This is a genomic window from Neisseria perflava (assembly GCF_024170405.1).
In the GTDB taxonomy this organism is placed as follows: domain Bacteria; phylum Pseudomonadota; class Gammaproteobacteria; order Burkholderiales; family Neisseriaceae; genus Neisseria; species Neisseria perflava_B.
The window spans coordinates 1-22,950 of record NZ_JALJYC010000015.1; the positions used below are offsets into that span (position 1 = coordinate 1).

Sequence of the window (22,950 nt, forward strand, 5' to 3'; positions counted from 1 at the left end):
ATGGCGTTTTAACAACAGTGAAATAAAATCTCAAATTTCTATTTTGAAACAGTTAGTAAAAGGTAATTTGCTCTAATTATCTAGTACAGCCCCAAGAAAAAAGTAACTGCATTTTTCTTACCTTGAATCCTTACCGTTATCACACAATAAGCCGCCCAAATAAACGCCCCCAGAAGCGCCAACAGATAGCTGGCGGGGTTTATCGAGATATTGTGCGCAATGCTGCGCCAATCCAAGCCCTGTTCGCCGCCCAATACCCAAGCGATACCGGCAAACGACATCATCAGACCGAATACCACCCACCATTTGGCTTTTTGCCCGTTAAACAAAATGCTCGCCATGACCGTCAGCGCCGGCCACAAATAATTCACCATCCCCACTTCCACCGCTTGCCGAGCGTTTTGCGCATAGCCCACCGACAGCGACAAGCACAGCTCGTAAGCCACAAACAGCAAACCGCCCCACAGCAGGTAAGCACGCGGGAAAGTATGAATTCTCGGCACACCGCCGGTCAGCAGCAACACCACCGTTGCCACGCTGTACATTACCGCCGCGCCGCCAACTGCGCCGAAATAGCCGCTGAGGATATGAATCAGGCTGATGACCGCGCTCCACAGCAAAATGGCGGAAAAACCGATAAAAGTTGCTTTATTCTTATCCATACTTAAAAATAGCTTTCTTGATGTTTTGCCTGAAGAGATAGGCCGTCTGAAAGTATATAAACCGCCATACAACGCTCAGAAATTCCCGTGCCGCGCTGATATAACAAAATCGCATTAACAACAAACAAACCATTCTTTCCGTTCTTCAGACGGCCTGTATTAAAGTACGGTTCGACAAACTGCCGGATTATGGGCGCGGAAAACCCGTTATTCTACACGCTTTTCCTGCCCGCCCCATCCGGCAACGCATTGATGCGAATCTGCCCAAAATGACAAATAAGGCCGCTGCGCCGACAAAGGAACTTTTTATGACCCAAGCCAATCCCCTACCTGTTGAACTTTCATCGCAGCTATCCGCCCTTTCACCGACCCAGCTGGCTTGGCTGTCCGGCTATTGTTGGGCGCAAAGCCAAGGCTCAAGCGCAACGGCAGCGCCGACCGCTTTTGCCGCCGAAGCCGCAGCACCGGCCGCCGTTGCCCGCCACGTTACCGTATTGTCCGCCTCGCAAACCGGCAATGCCCGCCGCGTGGCCGAATCTTTACATGCCAAACTACAAGCCGCCGGTGTCGAAGCACGCTTGACCGGCGTGGGCGATTTCAAGAGCAAAACCCTGCCCGACGAAGACATTGTCTTGTTAGTCACTTCAACCCAAGGCGAAGGCGAACCGCCGGAAGAAGCCCTGCCGCTGCACAAATTCCTGTTTGGCAAAAAAGCGCCGAAATTGGACGCGCTGACCTTTGCCGTGTTGGGTTTGGGCGATTCTTCCTATCCAAAATTCTGTCAGGCCGGACGTGATTTTGACGCGAAGCTGGCCGAATTGGGCGCAGGCCGTCTGAATGATTTGGGCGTGTGCGACTTGGATTTCCAAGCCACTGCCGATGCGTGGGTGGATGCCGTTGTGCCGAAAGTGGCCGAACTGTGCGCCCAATCAAGCGCAGCAGCCGCACCGTCTGCCGCCTCCGCCGCACCTAGCGCCGACAGCGGCACGGTTTACACCAAAGAGCAGCCTTTTACCGCCACCTTGTCTGTGCGCCAAAAAATTACTTCGCGCCGCGCAGAAAAAGACGTGGAACACATCGAAATCGACTTGAGCGGCTCGGGTATCCGCTATCAGGCCGGCGACGCGCTGGGCGTATGGCCGCTGAACGCGCCGGATTTGGTTCAGGAAATTTTGGATTTGAACGGTTTGAACGGCAGCGAAAGCGTCACCTTACACGACGGCAAAACCAGCGATATTAAGACGGCCTTGACCGAATATGCCGACCTGACCCAGATCACCCCCGCTTTTGTGCAGCAATATGCCGAACTCTCCGGCAGCGATGATTTGAAAGCCGTTGCCGACAACGCCGAAACGCTGGACGCATTCTTGGCCGTTAACCCGCCTGTCGGCGTATTGGCCGCCTATCCTCATGTATTGGACGCGCAAACCCTGTTCGGCCTGTTCCGTGCGCAAACCCCGCGCCTGTATTCCATCGCCTCGGCGCAAGACGAAGTGGGCGAAGAAGTGCATCTGACCGTGGGCGTGGTGCGTTTCAACCATCACGAGCACACCTACACCGGCGCTGCCTCCGGCTTTTTGGGCGAACGCTTGGAAGAAGGTCAGGAAGTACGCGTATTCGTGGAAAGCAACCCGCATTTCCGCCTGCCGCAAGACGGCAATACGCCTGTGATTATGATTGGCGCAGGCACCGGCGTCGCACCGTTCCGCTCCTTTATGCAGCAGCGCAGCGCCAACGGCGATGAGGGCAAAAACTGGCTGATTTTCGGCAACCAGCGCTTTACCGATGATTTCCTGTACCAAACCGAATGGCAAGGCTTCCGTAAAGACGGTTTGCTCACCCGTTACGATTTTGCCTGGAGCCGCCAAGGTGAGCATAAAGTCTATGTGCAACACCGCATTGCAGAAGAGGCCACCGCGATTTGGGAATGGTTGCAACAAGGCGCGCATATTTATGTCTGCGGCGACGCCACCCGCATGGCGCGAGACGTAGAAGAGGCCTTGCTGACCGTGATTGCCGACCAGGGCAAACTCAGCCGCGACGAAGCCGAAGACTACCTCAACGATTTGCGCGAAGACAAACGCTACCAACGCGACGTATATTGATTAGCGTCCGATAAAGCAAAATGCCGTCTGAAAACCGACAAGGTTTCAGACGGCATTTTCTTTACGACATTCATTCAATAAATCGGTCTTAACCCACGCGGTATCGGCTTGGGCTATCACTGTTGCAAAAATCCCCTCCCTCCTTGCCCAACCCGTTTTTCAGACGGCCTTTTCCTGTATAATTCTCCCAACCGTTACCCAATCGCGCAAAGGCAAAATAAATTGGAAGGATTACAACAACTTATCGAATTACTGATTGCTTTTGTGCATTGGATATTGAAATTGCTCGACTTTTTGTTTTAAACTAAGCCCAATTCATTTACTTGATAATATTTTTCCTTATGCAACCGGCCATCCGTTCCAACGCTTACTATTATTGGTACTGCACCAACGTGCGGTACTTTTTTGCGCTTGTCTGAACGGAAAGCAGTCGCAAAAGCCTACCGCCATTATTCGGGCGGTTTTTTTATTGCTGCATTTTTGATTTGCCGCCTGAATCGGATTCATCACACGATTTAAGGAGCCCATCATGCCAGCCGTATCCCCAAACCGACATCCCGCCCATCATACTGCCCCTCAAGCAGCCGCCCTGCACCGCTGCCACCTGATTACCGACGGTAATGCCCACCGCCCCGATTTGAGCAACGGCACTCTGCCCGCAGCCCCCGAAAACCTCATCAGCGAAGCCCTACTGCCGCAAATCCGCACCGTCGCCACCCTGATTGCCGCCTCCCGCCACGATTTCAGCCGCCGCAGCCCCGATGTGTTTACCGAAGAAGCCGATTTCTTCGCTGCACGTATTTTGGTCTTGGGCGTGCGCCGTTTTCATCTCGACGTTACCCTATTGCCCATGCTGAAAATCGCCAACCAACGCGCCGCCGCCTTTGCCTGTATACACAAGCTGCCGTTTACCCCCGCGCAAATGCGCATGAGCCTGCACGCAGACCGTCCGGCCAACCTATTGATTATCGAAACCGAGCATGAGGCCGAACCTTGCGGTAGTCTGATTGCCAACAACTTGGCTTTTGCCGCCAAACTGCCCGTTTTATCTGTGTAAAAAACCGCAACCGGGCTTGATAAATCTTGGATTTACACTATATTAGGCAGGCCGACACTTGGTTCGGCTCAGACATAAATCCTCCTTTTTCACAGGAACAACAATGAAAAAATTAATTGCCTTAGCCGTCTTGTCCGCCGTTGCCCTTACCGCCTGCAAAGACGGAACCCAAGCCAAACTCGAGCAGCAGCAAAAACAAATCGAAGCGCTGCAACAACAGTTGAGCCAGCAAAACAGCGATGCCCAAGCCGACAACACCGTGTATGAATTGGCCGCCAGCGCCGTGCAGGAAACCATCCCTGCCGAAGCCATCGCCAACAAAGGCAACGGCCAAGCCGTAACCGGTACCGACGGCCAGCAATACATCTATGACCAATCCACCGGCTCATGGCTGCTGCAAAGTCTGGTCGGTGCGGCTGCCGGTGCGTTTATCGGCAATATGTTGGCCAACAAATTTACCAAAGCCACCAACCAAAACAGCCCCGTTGCCCAACGCGCCCGCACCAGCTATTACCAAACCGCCCGCCCAAACACGCGCACCAGCCGCCAGCTGAACACCCGCAGCCTGCCCGCGCAGCAACGCAATGCAGCTACCGGTACGCAACAACAGCGTAATGCTGCCACCACAGGTACGCAGCAACGAAATAGCGCAACCACACCGAATTACCGCCCGACCCAAGCCGCGCAACCCAACTACCGCCGTTCTACGCCGATGCGCCGTGGTTTCGGCCGCCGCCGTTAATCGGATGTAGGCAGGCATAACAGGCCGTCTGAAAATCCCGCGTTTTCAGACGGCCTTTATAACCCCCATCATTTGTTTCAATCAAACCGTTTTCTCCGTTTCAGACGGCCTTGCTTTGCAGTAAAATCAGGCCGTCTGAAAAGCCATACCGTATAAAGGAAACCTCATGAGCCAACATCACAAACTGATTATCCTGGGTTCCGGCCCTGCCGGTTATACCGCCGCCGTGTATGCCGCACGCGCCAATCTGAATCCCGTCATCATCACCGGCGTGGAGCAAGGCGGCCAGCTGATGACCACCACCGAAGTGGACAACTGGCCGGCCGATGCCGACGGCGTACAAGGCCCTGAATTGATGGCGCGTTTCCAAGCGCACGCCGAGCGTTTCGGCACTGAAATGATTTTCGACCAAATCCATACCGCCGAGCTGCAACAGCGTCCGTTCAAACTCATCGGCGACATGGGCGAATACACCTGCGACGCCTTGATTATCGCCACCGGCGCTTCCGCCAAATATCTGGGTTTGCCCAGCGAAGAAGCGTTTGCCGGTAAAGGTGTGTCCGCCTGCGCCACCTGCGACGGTTTCTTCTACAAAAAACAAGCTGTGGCCGTGGTTGGCGGCGGCAATACCGCTGTGGAAGAAGCCCTGTATCTGGCCAACATCGCCGATACCGTTACCCTGATTCACCGCCGCGACAGTTTCCGCGCCGAAAAAATCATGGTCGATAAACTGATGAAACGCGTGGAAGAAGGCAAAATCATTCTGAAACTGAATGCCGCGCTGGATGAAGTCTTGGGCGACGACAGCGGCGTAACCGGCGCACGCTTGAAAAACAACGATGGCACAACTGAAAACATCGAAGTCAAAGGCGTATTTATCGCCATCGGCCACAAGCCGAACACCGATATTTTCAAAGGCCAGTTGGATATGGACGAAACCGGCTACCTGAAAACCAAAGGCGGCAGCGGCGACAATGTTGGCCTGACCAATATCGAAGGCATTTGGGCGGCGGGCGACGTCAAAGACCACACCTACCGCCAAGCCATCACCAGCGCTGCGTCCGGCTGCCAAGCCGCTCTGGATGCCGAGCGTTGGTTGGACAGCCAAGCGTAAACGCTGCGTTTTATTAGCAGGACAGCGACCCGCAAAGGCCGTCTGAAAAAGGGCAATCCCGTTTCCCTTTTTCAGACGGCCTTTCTGTTGTCATACGTTTTTATCGCGTAAATTCTGCCAAAAACAAAGCGTTATACGGCTACTTTCTTTGCCTGATTGCCCATTCTGTGAAATAATGCCGCAATGAAAAAACTTACGCCGCAAAATTTATACGACGTTTTAAACGAACGTACCGGTCAAGCCGATTTCGTTTCCATTCTCAACGCACTCATCCAATTTCTGCGCAGCGGCGGCAAAAAAAATGCCGCCGAGCGCTTCGACCAAATCCTCAACCTGTTCAAGCAAGACGAAGCCTTATGTCGCCGTTTCGGTAACAGCTTCTATACCTGGCTGGCGCAAATCCATGTTTACCCCGCTTTAATCAAACTGGGCATTTTTTCGCGCAACAGCTTTGCCCGCGAAATTACCAGCCGCATTTACGAGCGCTTCAGCCCGTCCTATAAAGACCTGAGCAATCTGCTGGAAGTTTTCCTGTATCTGTTTCACTCGGAAAATGACGAGCGCTGGCTGCAAACCATCAGCCTGCGCCAATGGCTGAACCTGTATGAGCTGGTACAGCGCCATACCGATACCGCCCTGCTTCAGACGGCCTCGCGCCAACTGGAAGATGCGCGTTTGCGTGCCATGGAAATGCTGTCGATTTGGGTGGCTTCCGAAGCGCTGCAACCCGAATTTATCCGTCTGACACCGCGCCTTTTGGATGCCGACTCCGCCTTTGTCGCCCTGCAACGGGAAACCGCCAAGCTGGTGGAATCTTACCGCAGCGGTCAAACCGATTACGATACCGGCCATTTGGAAGTGATGTTCGACCAATGCCACAAGCTGGTGGACACGCTGCGCCGCAAAGGAACGGGCGCAGGTTCCGGCTCTTCGGTACAGGTGGCGCATTTGCTGGAGCGTTTGCAGCAGACCCTAGGCCGTCTGAAACTGCTGGTCGATATGCAGACCCAAAGCGACAACCGCAACCGCCTGGCCGTCAATCTGCTTAATTCCATGATTTACGCCGCCGTTGAGCAATACAGCACCCGCTATCTGCGCAAAAGCAGCGTGCGCATGCTGGCCAAAAGCATTACCGAAAACACCAGCAACCACGGCGAGCACTACATCACCACCAACCGCCGCGAATATTTGCATATGTTTTATTCCGCAGCAGGCGGCGGCGTGATTATCGCGCTGTTGGCGCTGCATAAAATCCATATTACCTCATTGGGTTTGGGCGAATTTGCCACTTCGCTGCTGGCCGGATTGAACTACGGCATCGGCTTTATGCTGATTCACATGCTGCACTGCACCGTCGCCACCAAGCAGCCCGCCATGACCGCCGCCAGTTTTGCCGAACAGGTCGAGCTCAACGAGCGCGGCCGTGCAGTGGACAATAAATTAGCCAACCTGCTGATTGACGTATGCCGCTCGCAGAGCGTGGCCGTGTTCGGTAATGTCGCCATCGCCATTTTGCTGGCCGGCCTCATCGCCGCTTTCCATTTTTTCCATTCCGGCGAACCCTTATTAAGCGAAGAGAGCGTTGCCTACCAATTCAAATCGGTTGATATCCTAACCAAACCGACCTTATGGTATGCCGCCATTGCCGGTGTCTGGCTGTTCTGCTCGGGTATTATCGCCGGATTCTTTGATAACCGCGCCGACTATTTGGATTTGAAACGCCGCCTCACCGTCAACCCGCTGCTACGCCGAATCATGCCGGATAAAATCCGCCAGCGCTTTGCCGCCTATATGCACCGGCATTACGGCTCGCTGATGAGTAATTTTATCTTCGGTATGCTGCTGGGCATGACCGGCTGGGTCGGCCACTTGCTGCATTTGCCGCTCGACATCCGCCATGTTGCCTTTTCATCGGCCAATCTCGGCTACGCCACCGTCAGCGGATCGGTCAGCGCCGGGATGTTTATCTACGGGATAATAGGCGTATTGGCCATCGGTTTGGTGAATCTGTTGGTCAGCTTCACCCTTGCCCTGTACGTCGCCCTGCGCTCGCGCGGGACAAAAATCAGCAGCATCCGCAATCTGCTCAACAGCGTCTGGGTTCGGGTCAAAAGCAATCCTTTGCTGCTGGTGTATCCGGTTCAGACGGCCGAAACCAAAAGCGCTTCGGAGCAGCATAAAGGTTAACAAGCATGCAATGAAAAGCCGATACGTTTTACCGTATCGGCTTTTACTTTTCAGACGGCCTGAACCTTTGCAAATCGGAAAATGCCGTCTGAAACCCATCCTCAGTCATTTATCATTTCCGCGCAAGCTAAAGCTACATCCGCCCCAATTCGCGCTGCAAAGCTTGGATATTTTGCTGACGATCGGACACCGTGGCTTGCAACGCATTGACCTGCTCTTGATTAACGCTGCCGCCCTTCGCCGTACGCGCCTGCGCCAATGCCTTCTGCGCTTGAGCCAGCGCACGGCGCTCGTTGCTCAATTCGCTTTCCAAAATCGCACGGCGGCTATTGTTTGCCGGGGCTCGCGGCGCAGTGGCAATGGGCGCGGCAACCACCGGCGCACGCGGCGCAGATGTTTTGGTGCTGCCGCTTTTCGCCTGCCCTTTTTTGGCATGGGAAGATTTGGCTGCCCGCTTTTTGGACGACGGCTGCGGCTGTGTTTGGCTGACCGACGGCATATATTCATCATAGCGGCTGCTGCTGTAACTGCCGATAGACGGCAAATCGGCAGAACGGCAACTGGCCGACGGACGCGAAGTGTATACCACCACGCCGCCGGTTTCGCAGGTGTAGATTTTGCTGGCCGCGCTGACGGGCATGGCAGAAAGAAACATGACCACCGAAGCGGCGGCCGGATAAAAAATAGATTTCATGACGTGTTATCGGGTAGTGACCGGAAAGCTGCCCAAACCATTACTGCCCTTTTCACGGCGGTTTTTATTGCGGGGCGCTTGCGAAGATTTTTTACGGCGCTTTTTGTTTTCGGATTTGGCTCTTTCCTGCTCCCGAGCCAGTTTCGCTTGGGCGGTTTTCAGTTTATATACGCCGCCGGGATAGCTGTCGACACCCGGCAAGCGCTCATTTTTGCAAACCGGTGTCGGTTCGGAAGTATAGGTTTTTTGGCCGGACGGCGAAACGCAGGTATAAACAGGATTGGCGCAGGCAAGCCCGCCCAATCCCAATAGAACGGCGGCCGAGGCCAAAGAAATCCCTGTTTTCAAGGTAAAAGACATTTTATTTTCCGTAATTAGTGCCGGCCATTCAGATGGCCTTGAGCTATTATTATCCGGAAGAAAAATGACCTGTCAGGCAAACTCTGCCTCTACTGCCGCCAAGACTTGCTCCAACTCTTCCTGCCACAGCAGCCAATTTTCTTCCAACTCGTTTAATTTTACTTTAGTTTCTGTCAGTTGGGCGAGGGTTTGCTGCAATTTGGCTTTGTTGTCATCCGAATAAGCGTCTTCTTGTGCCCAAAATGCTTCACAGGCCGTCTGAATCTCGTTTAAAGCAGCAATTTCTTTTTCCGCCTTGTCAATTTTCTGTTGCAACGGTTTGCTGCGTTTGGCTTTTTCCTGACGGATTTGCGCTTCAATGCGTTTGGTGTCTTTACGGCTTTGGCTCTGCGCGGAAGCGGCAGGTGCGACGGCGGCATTGTCCTGCGCCAAACGCCATTGGCAGTAATCGTTCAAATCGCCGTCAAACGGCTGCAATTTGCCCTTATCAATCAGCAAAAAGCTGTCGGTGGTGGCTTCCAGCAGGCTGCGGTCGTGCGATACCACAATCAATGCGCCTTGAAAGCTCTGCAAAGCCACGGTCAGCGCGTGGCGCATGTCCAAATCCAAATGGTTGGTCGGTTCATCTAAGAGCAGCAGGTTGGGTTTCTGCCACACAATCATCGCCAGCGCCAAGCGTGCTTTTTCGCCGCCGCTAAAGGGCTCGATTTTTTGCAAGGCCATATCGCCGACAAAATTGAAGCCGCCGAGGAAATTGCGGATGTCTTGTTCGCGCACTTGCGGCGAGAGCTGCTGGATGTGCCATATCGGGCTTTGGTCGCTGCGCAGGGTATCGAGCTGGTGTTGCGCAAAATAACCGATATTGAGCTTGTCGGACTTGACGATTTGCCCTGCCAGCAAATCCAGTTCGCCCGCCAAAGCTTTGATAAAAGTAGATTTACCGCTGCCGTTGACCCCCAATAAACCATACCGCGCACCGCTTTCCAACGACAGGCTCAGGCCGTGCAAAACAATGTGTTCGCCGTAGCCCAAATCGGCCTGATCCAATTTCAGCAAGGGATTGGGCAGGTGGGCGGGTTGCTCGAATTCAAATGAAAATTCGCTGTCCAGATGGGCGGGGGCGATACGCTCCAACTTCGCCAGCGCCTTCATGCGGCTCTGCGCTTGAGTGGCTTTGGTGGCTTTGGCTTTGAATCGGTCGATAAACGACTGCAAATGCTTGATTTGCGTCTGCTGCTTGACATAGGCCGCTTGCTGCTGCGCCAAGCGCTGGGCGCGTTCGGTTTGGTAGAAATCGTAATTGCCGCCGTATTGGGTGAGCTTTTGCTGGGACAATTCAATGGTTTGCGTGGTGGTGGCATTCAGAAAATCGCGGTCGTGCGAAATGATGATTTGCGTACAGGGCAGATTAGCCAAATGATTTTCCAGCCACAATACCGTTTCCAAATCCAAGTGGTTGGTCGGTTCGTCCAAAAGCAGTAAATCTGCGCGGCACATCAGCGCCTGCGCCAGATTCAGACGCATGCGCCAGCCGCCGGAAAAAGACTTGACCGGACGGGCATGCTCTTCCTGCAAAAATCCCAAACCGCTCAATAACTTGGCCGCACGCGCCGGAGCGGTATAGGCGTCGATTTCGTCCAGCTTGGCATGGTATTCGGCCTGCTTCATGCCGTCGTTTTGCGCTTCGGCTTCCTGCAAGGCCGTCTGAAAAGCCTGCAATTCTTGGTCGCCCTGCAATACATAATCCAAGGCGCTGACATCCAATGCGGGCGTTTCCTGCGATACCGCTGCCAAACGCCAGTTTTTCGGAATCAGAATATCGCCGCCGTCCTGTGTGATTTCTCCTTTAATCAGCGCAAACAGGCTGGATTTGCCCGTACCGTTTTTACCGATTAAGCCGACGCGCTGCCCGGGATTGATGGTGGCTGAGGCTTTGTCCAGCAATACTTTCAAGCCGCGTTGCAGGGTCAGGTTTTTCAATTCAATCATGGGAGAAACTCGGTACGGTGCAAAAGGCGGTATTTTACCTGATTTTGATACAAAAAGGCCGTCTGAAACCGGTTTCGGTTTCAGACGGCCTCTTACATCCTACTCAATCAGGTTAATCAGGCGATTTCCAACCACAACACTTGATACGGTTGCAATTCCAAATCTTCATTCAATTTCACGGTTTTGCCGCTAATCAAATCTTTGGCCTGCACCGGCATGGCTTGCAGGGTATCCGCAGTAATGGTTTGCGGGAATTCGCTGAAATTGCCGAATGCCAGCAAAGCATTGTTGCGGATGTAGCCGACGATGTGTTTGTTGTTGGTATTGAAGGTTACCAAACGGCCGCCGTCAAAACGCTCATTGGTTTTGCGCACTTGAATCATATGGCGCAAACCTTGGTAGATTTGACCGGCGGTAGTGGTCAAATCGTTGCGCTGCGCATACAGCTCGGCATCGTATTTCGGACGGTGCGCCCAGCGGCTGTCGTCGCTCTTATTGCTGTCTTTGTACCAGTCCTCATCGTTCAACGTGCCGACTTCGTCGCCCAGATAAATCAGCGGCAGGCCGCCGGTACTCAGGGCAATGCTGTACAGCAGTTTGATGCGGTCAACGCCGAAGGGATCGTTGTGACCTAAGCCAACCAAGGCCGCCGCCGTACCGCACACGCGGCAGTCGCCGGTGTTCGGGTTGTATTGGAACGGTACGCCGTTGGCGAAGCTGCCGTCAAACTGGTTCACAAAGAAACGGTTGAGGAATTGGCGGTGGTTGTAGCCGTGGATACCGAAATAACCGGCATCTTCGTCGGCAAACGTCCAGCCGATGTCGTCATGACTGCGCACGTAATTTACCCAAGCGGTATGCTCCGGCAGGTTGTGGCGGTAGGTCAGCGCCTGATTGAGCAGGTTGACTTCGCGGGTCGCCAGCGTGTTCCACAACAAGGCCATCTGCAAGGGGTTGTAACCCATCTGGCATTCGTCTTGATGGATGTATTGCACCACCTCGTCCGGATGGACAATGGCTTCGGATTTGAAGAACACAGCCGGAGACGCAATGCGCATTACCGCATTAAACGCGCGAATCAAAGCGTGCGCCTGCGGCAGGCTCTCACAGGTCGTGCCCATCTGTTTCCAAATAAAGGCCACCGCGTCCATGCGCAGAATGTCCACGCCCAAATTGGCGAGGAACATCATTTCGCCCGCCATGGCGTTGAATACCCACGGGTTGCTGTAATTCAAGTCCCATTGGAAGGAATTGAAGGTCGTCCATACCCAACGGCCGTCTTCCAACTGGGAGAAACCGCCCGGATGTTGGTCAGGGAAGATTTCGCGCAGGGTGCGGTCGTATTGGTCGGGCATCCAGCGGTCGGGGAAGATGTAGTAGAAATTGTCGTATTCGGGATTACCCGCAGCGCATTCCACCGCCCATTTGTGCTCATTGGAAGTATGGTTGAAGATGAAATCCACCACGGCGGAAATACCGGCTTCATGCAGCGCGGCAATCACATCCTGCAAATCGTCAATCGTACCCAAGGCCGGATTCACATCACGGTAGCTGCTCACGGCATAACCGCCGTCGCTCTTACCTTCCGGACATTTGAAGAGCGGCATTAAGTGCAGATAAGTCAGACCCAATTCTTGGAAATACGGAATTTTGGCTTTCAAACCCTGCAAATCGCCGGCAAACAAATCCACATAGCAGACACCGCCGACTTGTTTGTTGGACAAAATCCAATCGGGATCGGCTTCGCGCTCGGCATCGGTTTTTTTCAAGGCTTTATCACGTTTGGCGTAGCTTGCCCAAGAATTGGCAATCAACTGCTCCAACATCGGCAAAACGGCTTCGTTGCTGCCGTACACATTATCCAATTCATACATCAATTTGGGAAAATGCGTTTCCAAGCGTTCGCTAAATTTCTGCCAATCTTCCGATTTTTCAATGTTTTCACGCTCCTTAGGCGTAAATGACGCCAGTGTATGCTCTTTTAAATGATGCAGGGTCAGATCGACCTGTTGCGTTTGCGTCAACATAATACTTACTCCGATTTTTTATTTAGGTGAGGTAATTTTATTGAGTTTTCGTCTGATTGGCAGACCATCCGCAAGGCGGAACGCCTACCGGATGTTAGCGATTATCATACTGGAAGAAAGGTTTTGTGCATAGTACGGCCGCAGCGGTTTTCTACTGATTATCAGACAGTTGCAAACCCCAACCAAACCTTGGCCGCGAATGCCTATTGTGCAAACAGCCAAATCAATTTTCATCACAACGCGCCCTTTTCCCATCACATACCGGCATTAAATATTGCGAACTGATTTATTTAACGCATAAATATGCCGCAAAGCGTAAATTGATTTTGTAAATCATAATAACAAAGTTAACGGAAACCTTGATTCGGCTTGGCTGCACAAGCCTGGTTGCCCGGTTTTGGGGCGTAAAGAAATGTAGTTTGTTTGATAAACATCAAAAGAGAAACGTCCTATTTAAAATGCAAATTACATAAAAGCAACAACATGGTACGACTTCACCCAAATCATATTTTTTCAGACGGCATACAGCCACACTTCTTGCGCGTTTTCGGGCAACCGGCGCAATAATCCGCGTCTTTACGCCGAAAATGCTGGCAGCAGCCGACCATTTCCACCAGAAATTCCTGCGCGTCGTTTTGCCACATCAAGCGGCCGTTGCAGCGCAGCGCCAAAGCCTGCTGCCATTGCGCCGCCAAATCTTCGGTTTGCACACGCCCGAGCAAGCCCACGCGGTGCGCGGCGGCCAAGGCTTTTAACACGCTGTCGCCCAAGAAATACAGCGCCAGCTTTTCCGAAAGCGGGTAATGCACCTGAATCAGGTGCAATTCGCGCAACGCCCATGTTTTCAAATGTGAGGCCGTCTGAAAAACAATTTTTTCAGACGGCCTCACAACCACAGGCTGTTCCGCCAAAGTAAAACTTTCGGTAAACACTTCCCCCATGCGGTGCTGAAAACCGCTGAAATCCAAACAGACCTGCTTCACCGAGGCCGCCCAAACGCCGACAAACACCGGCTACCACAGCCACAGCTGCCATGTTCGGCAAGCCCAATACACCGCGCCGGCTTCCGGATAAGCCGCAGACAGGCGCGTGAATATGCCTGCCATCTGCGCAGGTGCGTCCGATGAAAAATCATTTTCAGACAGCCTTACCCGCCCCGCCAGCGCGGGCAATCTTTGAGCGCAAAAGTCCAGAATATCCTGTAAAGAATCAGTATGCATGTGCGCCGTCATGATATAATCGCGCGTTTCTCTTTATCTTAGAATAAGAATTATTATAGTTTATAAACAGGTGCAACGGCCAAACAATTCCGCCGCCGCGCCTGTTACCCACCATATCAAAAGGCCGTCTGAACGTGTTTCAAATCCAAAATGCCAGCTATGCCGTGCCCGAGCGCACGCTGCTCTCCGACATCAACCTGAGCTTCGATACCAATAAAGTCTACGGCTTAATCGGTCACAACGGTTCAGGCAAATCCACCCTGCTCAAACTCCTGACGCGGCAATACGCCTTGGCGGGCGGGCAGATTCTGCTCGACGGCAAGAATATTCAGGATTATTCCACCCGCGAATACGCCAAACAGGTGGCCTACCTGCCGCAGCAGCTGCCCGCCGCTACCGCCCTCACCGCGCGCGAACTCGTCACCATGGGGCGCTACGCTTGGAGCGGCCTCTTGGGGCGCACCAATCAGGCCGACCGCGACGCGATTGCCGAGGCATTCAAGCTCACGCATACCGAAAAATTCGCCGATCAAGTGGTCGATACCCTATCCGGCGGTGAGCGTTCGCGCATTTGGATTGCCATGTGTCTGGCGCAGCAAAGCCGTTATCTTTTGTTGGACGAGCCGCTGGCACCTTTGGACATCGCCCACCAAATCGATGTGATGGCGCTGATTCGCAGCCTGTCGCGCAGCCTCGGCATGGGCATTATCATCGTGATTCACGACATCAATCTGGCGGCGCAATACTGCGACGAATTGGTCGCGCTCAAGCAAGGCCGTCTGCTGAAAACCGGCGTGCCGTCTGAAATCATGACCGCCGAGGTGTTGAAAGACATTTACAACGTCGATATGAACATCATCACCCACCCCGACAACGGCCGCCCCGTTGCCCTGCCGTGAGGTCTGCCATGCACACGATATTGACCTTCTCCCGACTGCGCGGCGCGTTTTCAGCGTGCGCAGCCTGCCCGTGGTACGGCCTGAAAGCCGCTTTGCTGCTGATTTTGACCTTATTCTTATCCGCGCCAGCCGCCTCAGCCAAACCGCGTATCACCACTTCCGACTGGACCATCGCCGAAACCCTGACCGCGATGGGACATACCCCCGTCAGCGTGGCCGACCGCCGTTCTTACGATGTGTGGGTCAACTACCCGCCGCTGCCCAAAAGCGTGAAAGAAGCCGGTTTGCGCTTCCAGCCGAATTTGGAACGGCTGTACCAAATCAAGCCCGACTTTTTCGTGCAATCCAATTTTTACACCGCCGCCAAACCGCAGTTTGAAAAAGTCGCGCCGGTCTATGAATTGAGTTTCGGTACCGACAGCGGCATCAACTACACCCACACCGTCAACACCACCCGCGCCTTGGGCAAACTCATTGGCGACTCTGCCGCCGCCGAAAAACTGATTCGCGACACCGACGCCCTCCTTGCCCGCGAAAAAACCGCCTTGTCCCGATACACCAAGCGGCCGCTGGCGGTGGTGCAGTTTTCAGACGGCCGCAACCTACGCATTTACGGCAAAACCTCCATGTTTCAAGTGGTTTTAGACAAACTCGGCTTTAAAAACGCTTGGACGGGCAACAGCAACGCTTGGGGTTTTGAAAACATTACTCTGGTCGATTTGGCCAAACTGCCGCCGGATACGCTGATGATTATCGTCAAACCGCACCCGCAAAACACCCGTGCCACCTTAAACAACAGCACGCTGTGGCAGCGCCTGCCGTACAGCAAACCCGCCAACCGCCGCGTACTCGACGCTTCATGGACTTACGGCGCACTGCCCTCCATGCAGCATTTTGCCTTGCAGCTGGCGGCCAGACTGCCGTCTGAAAAGGAGGCCGCATGGTAATGTTATTCAGACGGCCTGTGATTTGGCTGGCACTTGTGCTGGCGCTGTTGTGCGGCGCAAGCGCGTTTTGGGTCTTGGATTTGGAATGGACGCGGCCGTGGGCGCAACTACTGGCCGACCCCGCCACTCTGCCGCTGGACGCGCTGATGGTGCAGAACAACACCCTGCCGCGCATGGCGATGGCGCTGCTGGCGGGCGGCTGCGTGGCGGCCGCCACCATGCTCATGCAGCAGCTTATGCGCAATCCGCTTGCTTCCGACAGCACGCTGGCGGTCAGCAGCGGCGCACAAACCGCGCTGGTGGTCGCTACCGTCTTCGCGCCCTCGCTGCTGCTCTACGGCACATCGGCTGTGGCCTTTATCGGCGCAGCGGCGGCACTGGGCGCGGTGCTGTGGCTTTCTATCCGTAAAGAACTTATGCCGCTGACGGTGATTTTGTCCGGCTTGGTGGTCAGCCTCTATCTCGGCTCGGTCACCGGCATTATCATGCTGTTTTTCAGCGAAGAAACGCGCGGCGTAATGCAATGGGGCAGCGGCTCGCTGGTGCAGGACAGTTGGCACGACACCCTGCAACTCCTCTGGCGTGCGGGTTTGGCCGCCGTTGTCATCGCTGTGTTGCTCAAACCGCTGGCGATTATGAGCCTGAGCGACACCCAAGCCGAATCCATCGGCATACCGGTGAAAAAAATCCGCCTGCTCTCATTGGCAGCGGCGGCGTTTTTGAGTGCGAACGTGGTGGCCTTTGTCGGCATGATGGGCTTTGTTGGCCTGGCGGCGGCCACGCTGGTGCGGCAAAGCGGCGTGCGCACGCTGCCCATGCGCCTGATTGCCTCCTTTATATTCGGCGGCCTGATTTTGATGCTGACCGACAACTGCCTGATGTTGCTCAAACATTACCGGCAAATCGACTTACCCGCCGGCGCGGTTACGGCGCTGATTGGCGCGCCCTTATTGTTGTGGCTGATGATGAAAGCACCGACACGCCCTGTTTTTCAGACGGCCTCCGACCAACCCGTCGCCCGTCTGCACACTTCGCCACTGCTGCGCCGTCTGCCGCTGATTGCATTGGCTGCGCTGGTGTTGGCGTTGTTTGTCGGCCGCGCCGACAGCCTGTGGCCGACGGTTGACCTGCAATACTTCCCCTTCCGCTATCCGCGCGTCCTGCTCGCCGCCGCTACCGGCACCATGCTGGCGCTGACCGGCGTAATGCTGCAACGCCTGACGCAAAACCCGATGGCCAGCCCCGAACTGCTCGGCATCAGCTCGGGTACGGCTTTCGGTGCGATGGCGGCGGTGTTGCTGTTCAACATTACCTCCGGCAGCGGCTGGTTTTGGCTGGCCGGATTGGTATCGGCACTGCTGACGCTGGGGCTGTTAATGCTGCTCAACCGCAAAAACGGCCTCGCGCCGGAAAAAGTCTTGCTCACCGGCATGGCGATGGCGGCGCTGGCGGACGCGGCGATTCGGGTATGGACGGCCAGCGGCGATTTCCGCGTGCAGCAAATGTTGATTTGGATGTCCGGCTCGACCTATCAGGCCACGCCCGAATCGGCTTTGGTGGTGTCGGTCTTGGCGGCGGTCTTGCTGTTTACCGTATTGCCGCTGCAACGCTGGCTGGGCTTATTGAGCCTGAACGCCACGGTTGCGCAGGCGGTGGGTGTGAATGTACCGACGGCACGGCTGGTGTTGATTGTATTGAGCGCGGTATTGACCGCCCTCTCCACCCTGCTAATCGGCCCCTTGAGCTTTGTCGGCCTGCTCGCGCCGCATTTGGCCAACATGCTCGGCGCGCGCCTGCCCAAGCAGCAGTTAATCGCCGCCGCCCTGCTCGGCGCAATAGTGATGGTGCTGGCCGACTGGCTGGGGCGGCAGGTAATGTTCCCCTTTGAAGTACCGGCCGGCCTGATGGCCACCCTGCTCGGCGGCGCGTATTTTATGCTGATGATGCGGCGCATGTAACTGACGGATACATACGGCAAGGCCGTCTGAAACGATTAAACGCTATCGTTTCAGACGGCCTTTTTTCAGCTGCTGCTTTATTTCTGTTTCGGTCGGAACGCTTTGCTCACGTTTTCATCGGTTTCGATGTATGCTCCACCGATTAAGTCCACGCAATACGGAATCGCGCTGAATAAGCCGTGTACTTTAATCTCGCCGTTTTCGCCGCGCACGCCGCCGAGCGTTTCGGCGATGGCTTTGGGGCGGCCGGGCAGGTTGACGATTAAACATTTGCCGCGTATGCCTGCTGTTTGGCGCGACAAAATCGCCGTCGGCACATAATACAGGCTGATTTGGCGCATTTGCTCGCCGAAACCGGGCATTTCTTTATCGACGACGTTTAGGGTGGCTTCGGGGGTTACATCGCGCAAGGCTGGGCCGGTGCCGCCGGTGGTGAAAACCACATCGCAGCCTTCTTTGTCGGCCATATTTTTCAAATTCTGCTCAATCACTGCCTGCTCGTCAGGAATCAGCGCTTCGACAAAGCGGATGGGATTTTTCACGGCGCTTTGCAGCCAGGCTTTTAAAGACGGAATGCCCTCGTCGGCATATACGCCGCTACTGGCGCGGTCGCTGGTGGAGACCAAGCCGATGGTTACGGTATCTAAAGGATTCATTTTGGATTCTTTCACGTCAAACAAACAAAAACGGTAAGGCCGTCTGAAAACGGGTACGGTCAACGGCTTTTCAGACGGCCTTATCTCAATCAAAAGCCTACAAATCAACCAATAATTGCCGGATTTTGGCAATGGTCAGCCCGCTTTCGGTAGCGCACACGGTTTCGCTGCCCTCGCCGATACAGCGCATGCCGACAATGCCGCAAAAATGGGCATAGGCCATGCCCAGCTCCCGCGCCAAAATTGCTTCGGGCATGCCGGTCATGCCCAAGACATCGACACCGTCGTTGCGGTAGCGCCGGATTTCGGCACGTGTCGGCCAGCGCGGGCCTTGCAAGCAGCCGTACACAGCGCGGTCATACACCGGCGTATCGTACGATTGGGCGTGCCGGAGCAGATTACGGCGCAGTTCGGCGGAATACGGTTCGAGAAAATCGGTGTGCACCACCGGTTTTTCCTGCCCTTCAAAAAACGTGGCGTGACGGCCGAAAGTGTAGTCAATCAAATCATGCGGCATGACCAAGCCGCCGTTTTCCAATGCTTCATTGATGGCGGTCACCGATGAAACGGCGATGATGTTTTCCGCGCCAATGGCATGCAGCGCCCAAATATTGGCGCGGTAGTTGATTTCGTGCGGCGCAACCGTATGGCCGAAGCCGTGGCGAGCCAGGAACACAATCTCGTGGCTGCCCAGTTTGCCGCTCAAAATCGGGCTGCTGGTCAGGCCGTATGGCGTGCGCACGATACGGCGGTCGGTGATGTGAAGTTCGGGCAGGCGGGTAAAACCGCTGCCGCCGATGATTGCAAGCATAGTATCCTCCTGTTTTTTGTTTTCAGACGGCCTTAACAAAAAGCCGTTATTTATGCCGGTAAAAACGGCTGCCGAAATACGCCGACACGCCTTCGCGCAGCAATACCAGCGTCACCGCCGCCAGTGGCAAGCCCGCCAGCATACCGACAAAACCCATTAGTTGGCCGAACGCCATCAGGGAAAAAATCACCCAAAACGGCGACAGGCCGATACGGTCGCCGACAATTTTCGGCGTAACGATAAAACTTTCCAAGAATTGGCCGACGGCAAACACCGCCCACACCGTCAGCACGCCCGGCCACGAGCCGAACTGCAACACTGCCGCCAGCGTCGCCAGCAAGAGGCCGGTAAACGCACCCAAATACGGCACAAACACTAAAATCCCCGCAATCATGCCGATGGCAAAACCCGAATCCAAGCCGGTCAACATCAACCCCATGCCATAGACTAAGCCCATAATCAGCATGACCAAAAGCTGTCCGCGCAAAAATTCGCCCAAAATATCGTCCATATTGCCGGTAATGCGCGAATAGGTTTCGAGAAAGCGGCGCGGTACCAATGCTTTAATCCCGCTTGACCAGCGCTGCCAATCGAGCAAAAAGTAATACAGCAAAAACGGCAGCAGCAAAAAATTGCTCACGCCCGCAAGCACATTAGTACCCTGCTTCATCAATGTCGGCATCATCGCCTTGGCCGCATTGCTCAACGCGCCCGCATGCGATTGCAGCCAAGCCACAATCGTCGCGGCATCCAATTCGATATAACCGCCGCCGACACGCTCCAGCCACGGCAGCAGCTTGGTTTGTACAAAATCAATCATCTGCGGCAGCCGTCCGACCAGATTGTTAAACTGGTTAATCAACATCGGCACGATAATCACCGCCAGCGCCAGCAATACCACCAACGAAAACACCATCACCATCATCGAGGCCATGCCGCGTTTGAAACGCCGCCGCTGGAGCTTTTTCACCAGCGGGTTCAACACATAGGCCAACACCGCCGCCACCACAAACGGCGTCAGAATATTGCCCAGCGCATACAGCAGCCAGATAAAAGCGGCCACCACGCCCGCCATGATAATCCACGGCTTGACTGCGCCGCGCGTTTTTTTCTGATACATAATCGTTGGCTTATTCGGATTTTCAGACGGCCTAAGTATAGCAGACAACCGCGTCAGGCCGTCTGAAAACGCATGCTTGATATTTGCCACAATTCCCAAGCCGATTCGCGCAAAATAAGGTAAAATAATGCCCATTGTTTCTGTCACCCCATTTTCTCACGAGGAATCACCCGCATGAGCACTTCATTAAGCTACAGCGACGCAGGTGTCGATATCGACGCCGGCGACCAACTGGTTGAAAACATCAAACCCTTTGCCAAACGCACCATGCGCCCCGAAGTGTTGGGTGATTTGGGCGGCTTCGGCGCACTGGTCGAAATCAGCAAAAAATACAAAAATCCCGTGTTGGTATCCGGCACCGACGGCGTGGGCACCAAATTGAAACTGGCCTTTGATTGGGACAAACACGACACCGTGGGTATCGACTTAGTCGCCATGAGCGTCAACGATATTCTGGTGCAAGGCGCGGAGCCGCTGTTTTTCTTGGATTACTTCGCTTGCGGCAAGCTTGATGTTGCCCGCGCTACCGATGTAATCAAAGGCATTGCGCAAGGTTGCGAAGAATCCGGCTGCGCCCTAATCGGTGGCGAAACCGCCGAAATGCCGGGCATGTATCCGGTGGGCGAATACGACTTGGCCGGCTTTGCCGTCGGCGTGGTGGAAAAAGAAAACGTCATCAACGGCCGCTCCATCGTAGCGGGCGACGTGGTATTGGGCTTGGCCTCCAACGGAGCGCATTCCAACGGCTACTCGCTGGTGCGCAAGATCATCGAGCGCGACAATCCCGATTTGGATGCCGAATTTGACAACGGCAAAACCCTGCGCGAAGCCATCATCGCCCCGACCCGCCTGTATGTGAAACCGATTCTGGCTGCGCTGGAAAAATTCACCATCAAAGGCATGGCGCACATCACCGGCGGCGGCATTACCGAAAACGTGCCGCGCGTATTGCCGCAAAATACTGTGGCGCAAATCGACGCCAAAGCCTGGGCATTGCCCAAACTGTTCCAATGGCTGCAACAGGCCGGTAACGTCGAAGTGCAGGAAATGTACCGCACCTTCAACTGCGGTATTGGCATGGTGGTTATCATCGCCAAAGAAGATGCCGATGCGGTACAAGCATTCTTGGCCGAACAAGGCGAAACCGTTTACCGCTTGGGCGAAATCCGCGAGCGCAACGGCGACGAACACCAAACGCAAGTAGCTTAAGCATTTGAAAGCATATTAAACAGCAAGGCCGTCTGAAACTTTCATGTTTTCAGACGGCCTTTTGCATGGGCGTAAATATTGGAAACTAAGCATAATCAAGATATTGAATACTTCCGCTTCCTGTTTTTTTATTTATTCTCCATCATGATGGATTGGTAATTTATACACTAAAACAATGCATCCAACACCGACCCGTCCCCCTGCTTCGTTGGCGTAAGCTGCCCATCCGCCAGATTCGGCGCATACACCCAATCTTCGACAATATTATTCTGCGCCCACTGCGTACACCCTTCGTCGCGCACATAATGCTGCGGGTAGCAGACATCGCCGGTAAATTCGGCATACACCCATGCCTTATCGGTTTGGCTACCCGGACGAATCAGCAGCGGTTTGTCGGCGGGTAAGACGGCAATCACGCTGCAATCGGTAGAAGAACAGGTGCGCATATTGATGTCTTCTTTGCCGATTTGGGCTGCGGTATAGCCCGCGATTTTTTGGGTTTCGCTGATGTGCGTTGCCGGATTATGCTTACCTAAAAACCACCAAGCGGCCGCAATCAAGGCAGCAAATACCAAAGCACCCAGCAGCAGATGCCGGATTTTCAGACGGCCTGCGGCTTGGGTAACACTGCCGCCAAAAGCCGTATGCGCGTTGACAACCCGATAGTCTTCGCCACGGGCAAGATTCTGCTCGCCAATCAAGCGGCTGCCTGCACAGCGACGCACTGCTTCAATTCCTTGCGCCACGCTGCACGCGAAAAATTCGCGCCCGTCATTGACCCGCATTGCATCCAACTCATCATGCACCGCCTGCTCCACCACCTGATACTGATGGCAACGCGCCTGATATGCCACTTCAAACGGAAAGGCTACGCCGGTACCGTATAACTCTCGGGCGCGCTCATGCGGCGGATGTTTGGTGTAGCCGATTTTAATCAAACCGGGCATACCCTGATTGGTTAAGATATAGACCCAACCCTGCTTCAAGATGTGTTCCTTTTTTATTGTGGGGTGAAATTTACAGCTATGGCTAATAAACTTTGAAATGCATATAAGTATCAGGTAGGTAGCTGAGCGTAGTCGAAGCCGCAAGCAGGGCTTCGACTACGCTCAGCCACCTGTATGCAAAATAGCATTTCTTTTTTATAAGCCATACATTAGCGTGGCATGACTTAAAAAAGGCCGTCTGAAAAA

General features: G+C 54.3%; 20 protein-coding genes and 1 pseudogene. 10 read left to right on the forward strand and 11 right to left on the reverse strand.

Going from position 1 to position 22,950, the window contains the following annotated elements; genetic code table 11:
- Positions 1-76: pseudogene (locus tag J2T37_RS06635) on the forward strand (IS1595 family transposase); the annotation flags it as partial.
- A gap of 4 nt (positions 77-80) precedes the next feature.
- On the opposite strand, the gene yddG reads toward J2T37_RS06635, so the two are convergent.
- A complete protein-coding gene (gene yddG, locus J2T37_RS06640; RefSeq protein WP_253354733.1) occupies positions 81-662 on the reverse strand; it encodes an aromatic amino acid DMT transporter YddG in 582 nt (193 codons plus the stop codon).
- Positions 663-970: 308 nt separating this feature from the next.
- Between yddG and J2T37_RS06645 the strand changes: the two genes are divergently transcribed.
- The 5 genes from J2T37_RS06645 (at position 971) to J2T37_RS06665 (ending at position 7,867) form a co-directional block, all read left to right on the forward strand.
- On the forward strand, positions 971-2,767 hold the full coding sequence (locus tag J2T37_RS06645) for an assimilatory sulfite reductase (NADPH) flavoprotein subunit (protein WP_253354734.1): 1,797 nt from the start codon (positions 971-973) through the stop codon (positions 2,765-2,767).
- A 529-nt stretch (positions 2,768-3,296) separates the two neighbouring features.
- The gene (locus tag J2T37_RS06650; RefSeq protein ID WP_253354735.1) at positions 3,297-3,824 is read left to right on the forward strand and encodes a hypothetical protein; all 528 of its coding nucleotides are present in this window, start codon (positions 3,297-3,299) and stop codon (positions 3,822-3,824) included.
- A 103-nt stretch (positions 3,825-3,927) separates the two neighbouring features.
- The gene (locus J2T37_RS06655) at positions 3,928-4,566 is read left to right on the forward strand and encodes a hypothetical protein (RefSeq protein WP_253354737.1); all 639 of its coding nucleotides are present in this window, start codon (positions 3,928-3,930) and stop codon (positions 4,564-4,566) included.
- Positions 4,567-4,732: 166 nt separating this feature from the next.
- Positions 4,733-5,680, forward strand: coding sequence for a thioredoxin-disulfide reductase (gene trxB / locus J2T37_RS06660; RefSeq protein ID WP_253354739.1), 948 nt, complete (start codon positions 4,733-4,735; stop codon positions 5,678-5,680).
- Between the two features lie 183 nt (positions 5,681-5,863).
- Positions 5,864-7,867, forward strand: a complete 2,004-nt coding sequence (locus tag J2T37_RS06665; protein ID WP_253354741.1) for a site-specific recombinase — start codon at positions 5,864-5,866, stop codon at positions 7,865-7,867.
- A 133-nt stretch (positions 7,868-8,000) separates the two neighbouring features.
- On the opposite strand, the gene J2T37_RS06670 is transcribed toward J2T37_RS06665, so the two are convergent.
- The 6 genes from J2T37_RS06670 to J2T37_RS06695 form a co-directional block, all read right to left on the reverse strand.
- On the reverse strand, positions 8,001-8,522 hold the full coding sequence (locus J2T37_RS06670) for a hypothetical protein (RefSeq protein ID WP_437179467.1): 522 nt from the start codon (positions 8,520-8,522) through the stop codon (positions 8,001-8,003).
- 45 nt (positions 8,523-8,567) lie between these two features.
- On the reverse strand, positions 8,568-8,921 hold the full coding sequence (locus tag J2T37_RS06675) for a hypothetical protein (protein ID WP_253354745.1): 354 nt from the start codon (positions 8,919-8,921) through the stop codon (positions 8,568-8,570).
- A 72-nt stretch (positions 8,922-8,993) separates the two neighbouring features.
- Positions 8,994-10,910: an ATP-binding cassette domain-containing protein gene (locus tag J2T37_RS06680; protein ID WP_253354747.1), complete on the reverse strand. Its 1,917-nt coding sequence runs from the start codon at positions 10,908-10,910 to the stop codon at positions 8,994-8,996.
- Between the two features lie 116 nt (positions 10,911-11,026).
- Positions 11,027-12,937 (reverse strand): amylosucrase, encoded by a 1,911-nt coding sequence (locus tag J2T37_RS06685; protein WP_253354749.1) that lies wholly within the window; start codon positions 12,935-12,937, stop codon positions 11,027-11,029.
- Positions 12,938-13,440: 503 nt separating this feature from the next.
- Positions 13,441-13,947, reverse strand: coding sequence for a (2Fe-2S)-binding protein (locus J2T37_RS06690; RefSeq protein ID WP_253354751.1), 507 nt, complete (start codon positions 13,945-13,947; stop codon positions 13,441-13,443).
- 3 nt (positions 13,948-13,950) lie between these two features.
- Entirely contained in the window at positions 13,951-14,157 is a 207-nt protein-coding gene (locus J2T37_RS06695) for a hypothetical protein (protein WP_253354753.1), read from the reverse strand.
- Between the two features lie 134 nt (positions 14,158-14,291).
- Here J2T37_RS06695 and J2T37_RS06700 point away from each other — a divergent pair, with 134 nt between their 5' ends.
- From J2T37_RS06700 to fhuB, 3 genes are read left to right on the forward strand one after another with little or no spacing between them, the layout of a single operon-like run.
- On the forward strand, positions 14,292-15,056 hold the full coding sequence (locus J2T37_RS06700; RefSeq protein WP_253354755.1) for an ABC transporter ATP-binding protein: 765 nt from the start codon (positions 14,292-14,294) through the stop codon (positions 15,054-15,056).
- Positions 15,057-15,064: 8 nt separating this feature from the next.
- Positions 15,065-16,003, forward strand: coding sequence for an iron-siderophore ABC transporter substrate-binding protein (locus tag J2T37_RS06705; RefSeq protein WP_253354757.1), 939 nt, complete (start codon positions 15,065-15,067; stop codon positions 16,001-16,003).
- Complete coding sequence (fhuB, locus tag J2T37_RS06710; RefSeq protein WP_253354759.1) at positions 15,997-17,961, forward strand: Fe(3+)-hydroxamate ABC transporter permease FhuB; 1,965 nt, start codon at positions 15,997-15,999, stop codon at positions 17,959-17,961. Before J2T37_RS06705 ends, fhuB begins: the two co-directional genes overlap by 7 nt.
- A gap of 77 nt (positions 17,962-18,038) precedes the next feature.
- Here the strand turns inward: fhuB and mog are convergent, their stop codons facing one another.
- The 3 genes from mog to J2T37_RS06725 all read right to left on the reverse strand — a co-directional run bounded on the left by mog (position 18,039) and on the right by J2T37_RS06725 (position 20,548).
- The gene (gene mog, locus J2T37_RS06715) at positions 18,039-18,617 is read right to left on the reverse strand and encodes a molybdopterin adenylyltransferase (RefSeq protein ID WP_253354761.1); all 579 of its coding nucleotides are present in this window, start codon (positions 18,615-18,617) and stop codon (positions 18,039-18,041) included.
- Positions 18,618-18,714: 97 nt separating this feature from the next.
- Entirely contained in the window at positions 18,715-19,428 is a 714-nt protein-coding gene (locus tag J2T37_RS06720; protein WP_253354762.1) for an S-methyl-5'-thioinosine phosphorylase, read from the reverse strand.
- 46 nt (positions 19,429-19,474) lie between these two features.
- Positions 19,475-20,548 (reverse strand): AI-2E family transporter, encoded by a 1,074-nt coding sequence (locus J2T37_RS06725; RefSeq protein WP_253354839.1) that lies wholly within the window; start codon positions 20,546-20,548, stop codon positions 19,475-19,477.
- Positions 20,549-20,722: 174 nt separating this feature from the next.
- On the opposite strand from J2T37_RS06725, the gene purM reads away from it, so the two are divergent.
- On the forward strand, positions 20,723-21,757 hold the full coding sequence (gene purM, locus J2T37_RS06730; RefSeq protein WP_253354764.1) for a phosphoribosylformylglycinamidine cyclo-ligase: 1,035 nt from the start codon (positions 20,723-20,725) through the stop codon (positions 21,755-21,757).
- Positions 21,758-21,924: 167 nt separating this feature from the next.
- On the opposite strand, the gene J2T37_RS06735 is transcribed toward purM, so the two are convergent.
- Positions 21,925-22,743: a GIY-YIG nuclease family protein gene (locus J2T37_RS06735; RefSeq protein ID WP_253354766.1), complete on the reverse strand. Its 819-nt coding sequence runs from the start codon at positions 22,741-22,743 to the stop codon at positions 21,925-21,927.
- Positions 22,744-22,950 lie beyond the last annotated feature (207 nt).

Coding starts and splice junctions, on each gene's coding strand:
- yddG (WP_253354733.1), bottom strand. CDS start 662: ATGGATAAGAATAAAGCAACTTTTATCGGTTTTTCCGCCATTTTGCTG.
- J2T37_RS06645 (WP_253354734.1), top strand. CDS start 971: ATGACCCAAGCCAATCCCCTACCTGTTGAACTTTCATCGCAGCTATCC.
- J2T37_RS06650 (WP_253354735.1), top strand. CDS start 3,297: ATGCCAGCCGTATCCCCAAACCGACATCCCGCCCATCATACTGCCCCT.
- J2T37_RS06655 (WP_253354737.1), top strand. CDS start 3,928: ATGAAAAAATTAATTGCCTTAGCCGTCTTGTCCGCCGTTGCCCTTACC.
- trxB (WP_253354739.1), top strand. CDS start 4,733: ATGAGCCAACATCACAAACTGATTATCCTGGGTTCCGGCCCTGCCGGT.
- J2T37_RS06665 (WP_253354741.1), top strand. CDS start 5,864: ATGAAAAAACTTACGCCGCAAAATTTATACGACGTTTTAAACGAACGT.
- J2T37_RS06670 (WP_437179467.1), bottom strand. CDS start 8,522: ATGTTTCTTTCTGCCATGCCCGTCAGCGCGGCCAGCAAAATCTACACC.
- J2T37_RS06675 (WP_253354745.1), bottom strand. CDS start 8,921: ATGTCTTTTACCTTGAAAACAGGGATTTCTTTGGCCTCGGCCGCCGTT.
- J2T37_RS06680 (WP_253354747.1), bottom strand. CDS start 10,910: ATGATTGAATTGAAAAACCTGACCCTGCAACGCGGCTTGAAAGTATTG.
- J2T37_RS06685 (WP_253354749.1), bottom strand. CDS start 12,937: ATGTTGACGCAAACGCAACAGGTCGATCTGACCCTGCATCATTTAAAA.
- J2T37_RS06695 (WP_253354753.1), bottom strand. CDS start 14,157: ATGCATACTGATTCTTTACAGGATATTCTGGACTTTTGCGCTCAAAGA.
- J2T37_RS06705 (WP_253354757.1), top strand. CDS start 15,065: ATGCACACGATATTGACCTTCTCCCGACTGCGCGGCGCGTTTTCAGCG.
- fhuB (WP_253354759.1), top strand. CDS start 15,997: ATGGTAATGTTATTCAGACGGCCTGTGATTTGGCTGGCACTTGTGCTG.
- mog (WP_253354761.1), bottom strand. CDS start 18,617: ATGAATCCTTTAGATACCGTAACCATCGGCTTGGTCTCCACCAGCGAC.
- J2T37_RS06720 (WP_253354762.1), bottom strand. CDS start 19,428: ATGCTTGCAATCATCGGCGGCAGCGGTTTTACCCGCCTGCCCGAACTT.
- J2T37_RS06725 (WP_253354839.1), bottom strand. CDS start 20,548: ATGTATCAGAAAAAAACGCGCGGCGCAGTCAAGCCGTGGATTATCATG.
- purM (WP_253354764.1), top strand. CDS start 20,723: ATGAGCACTTCATTAAGCTACAGCGACGCAGGTGTCGATATCGACGCC.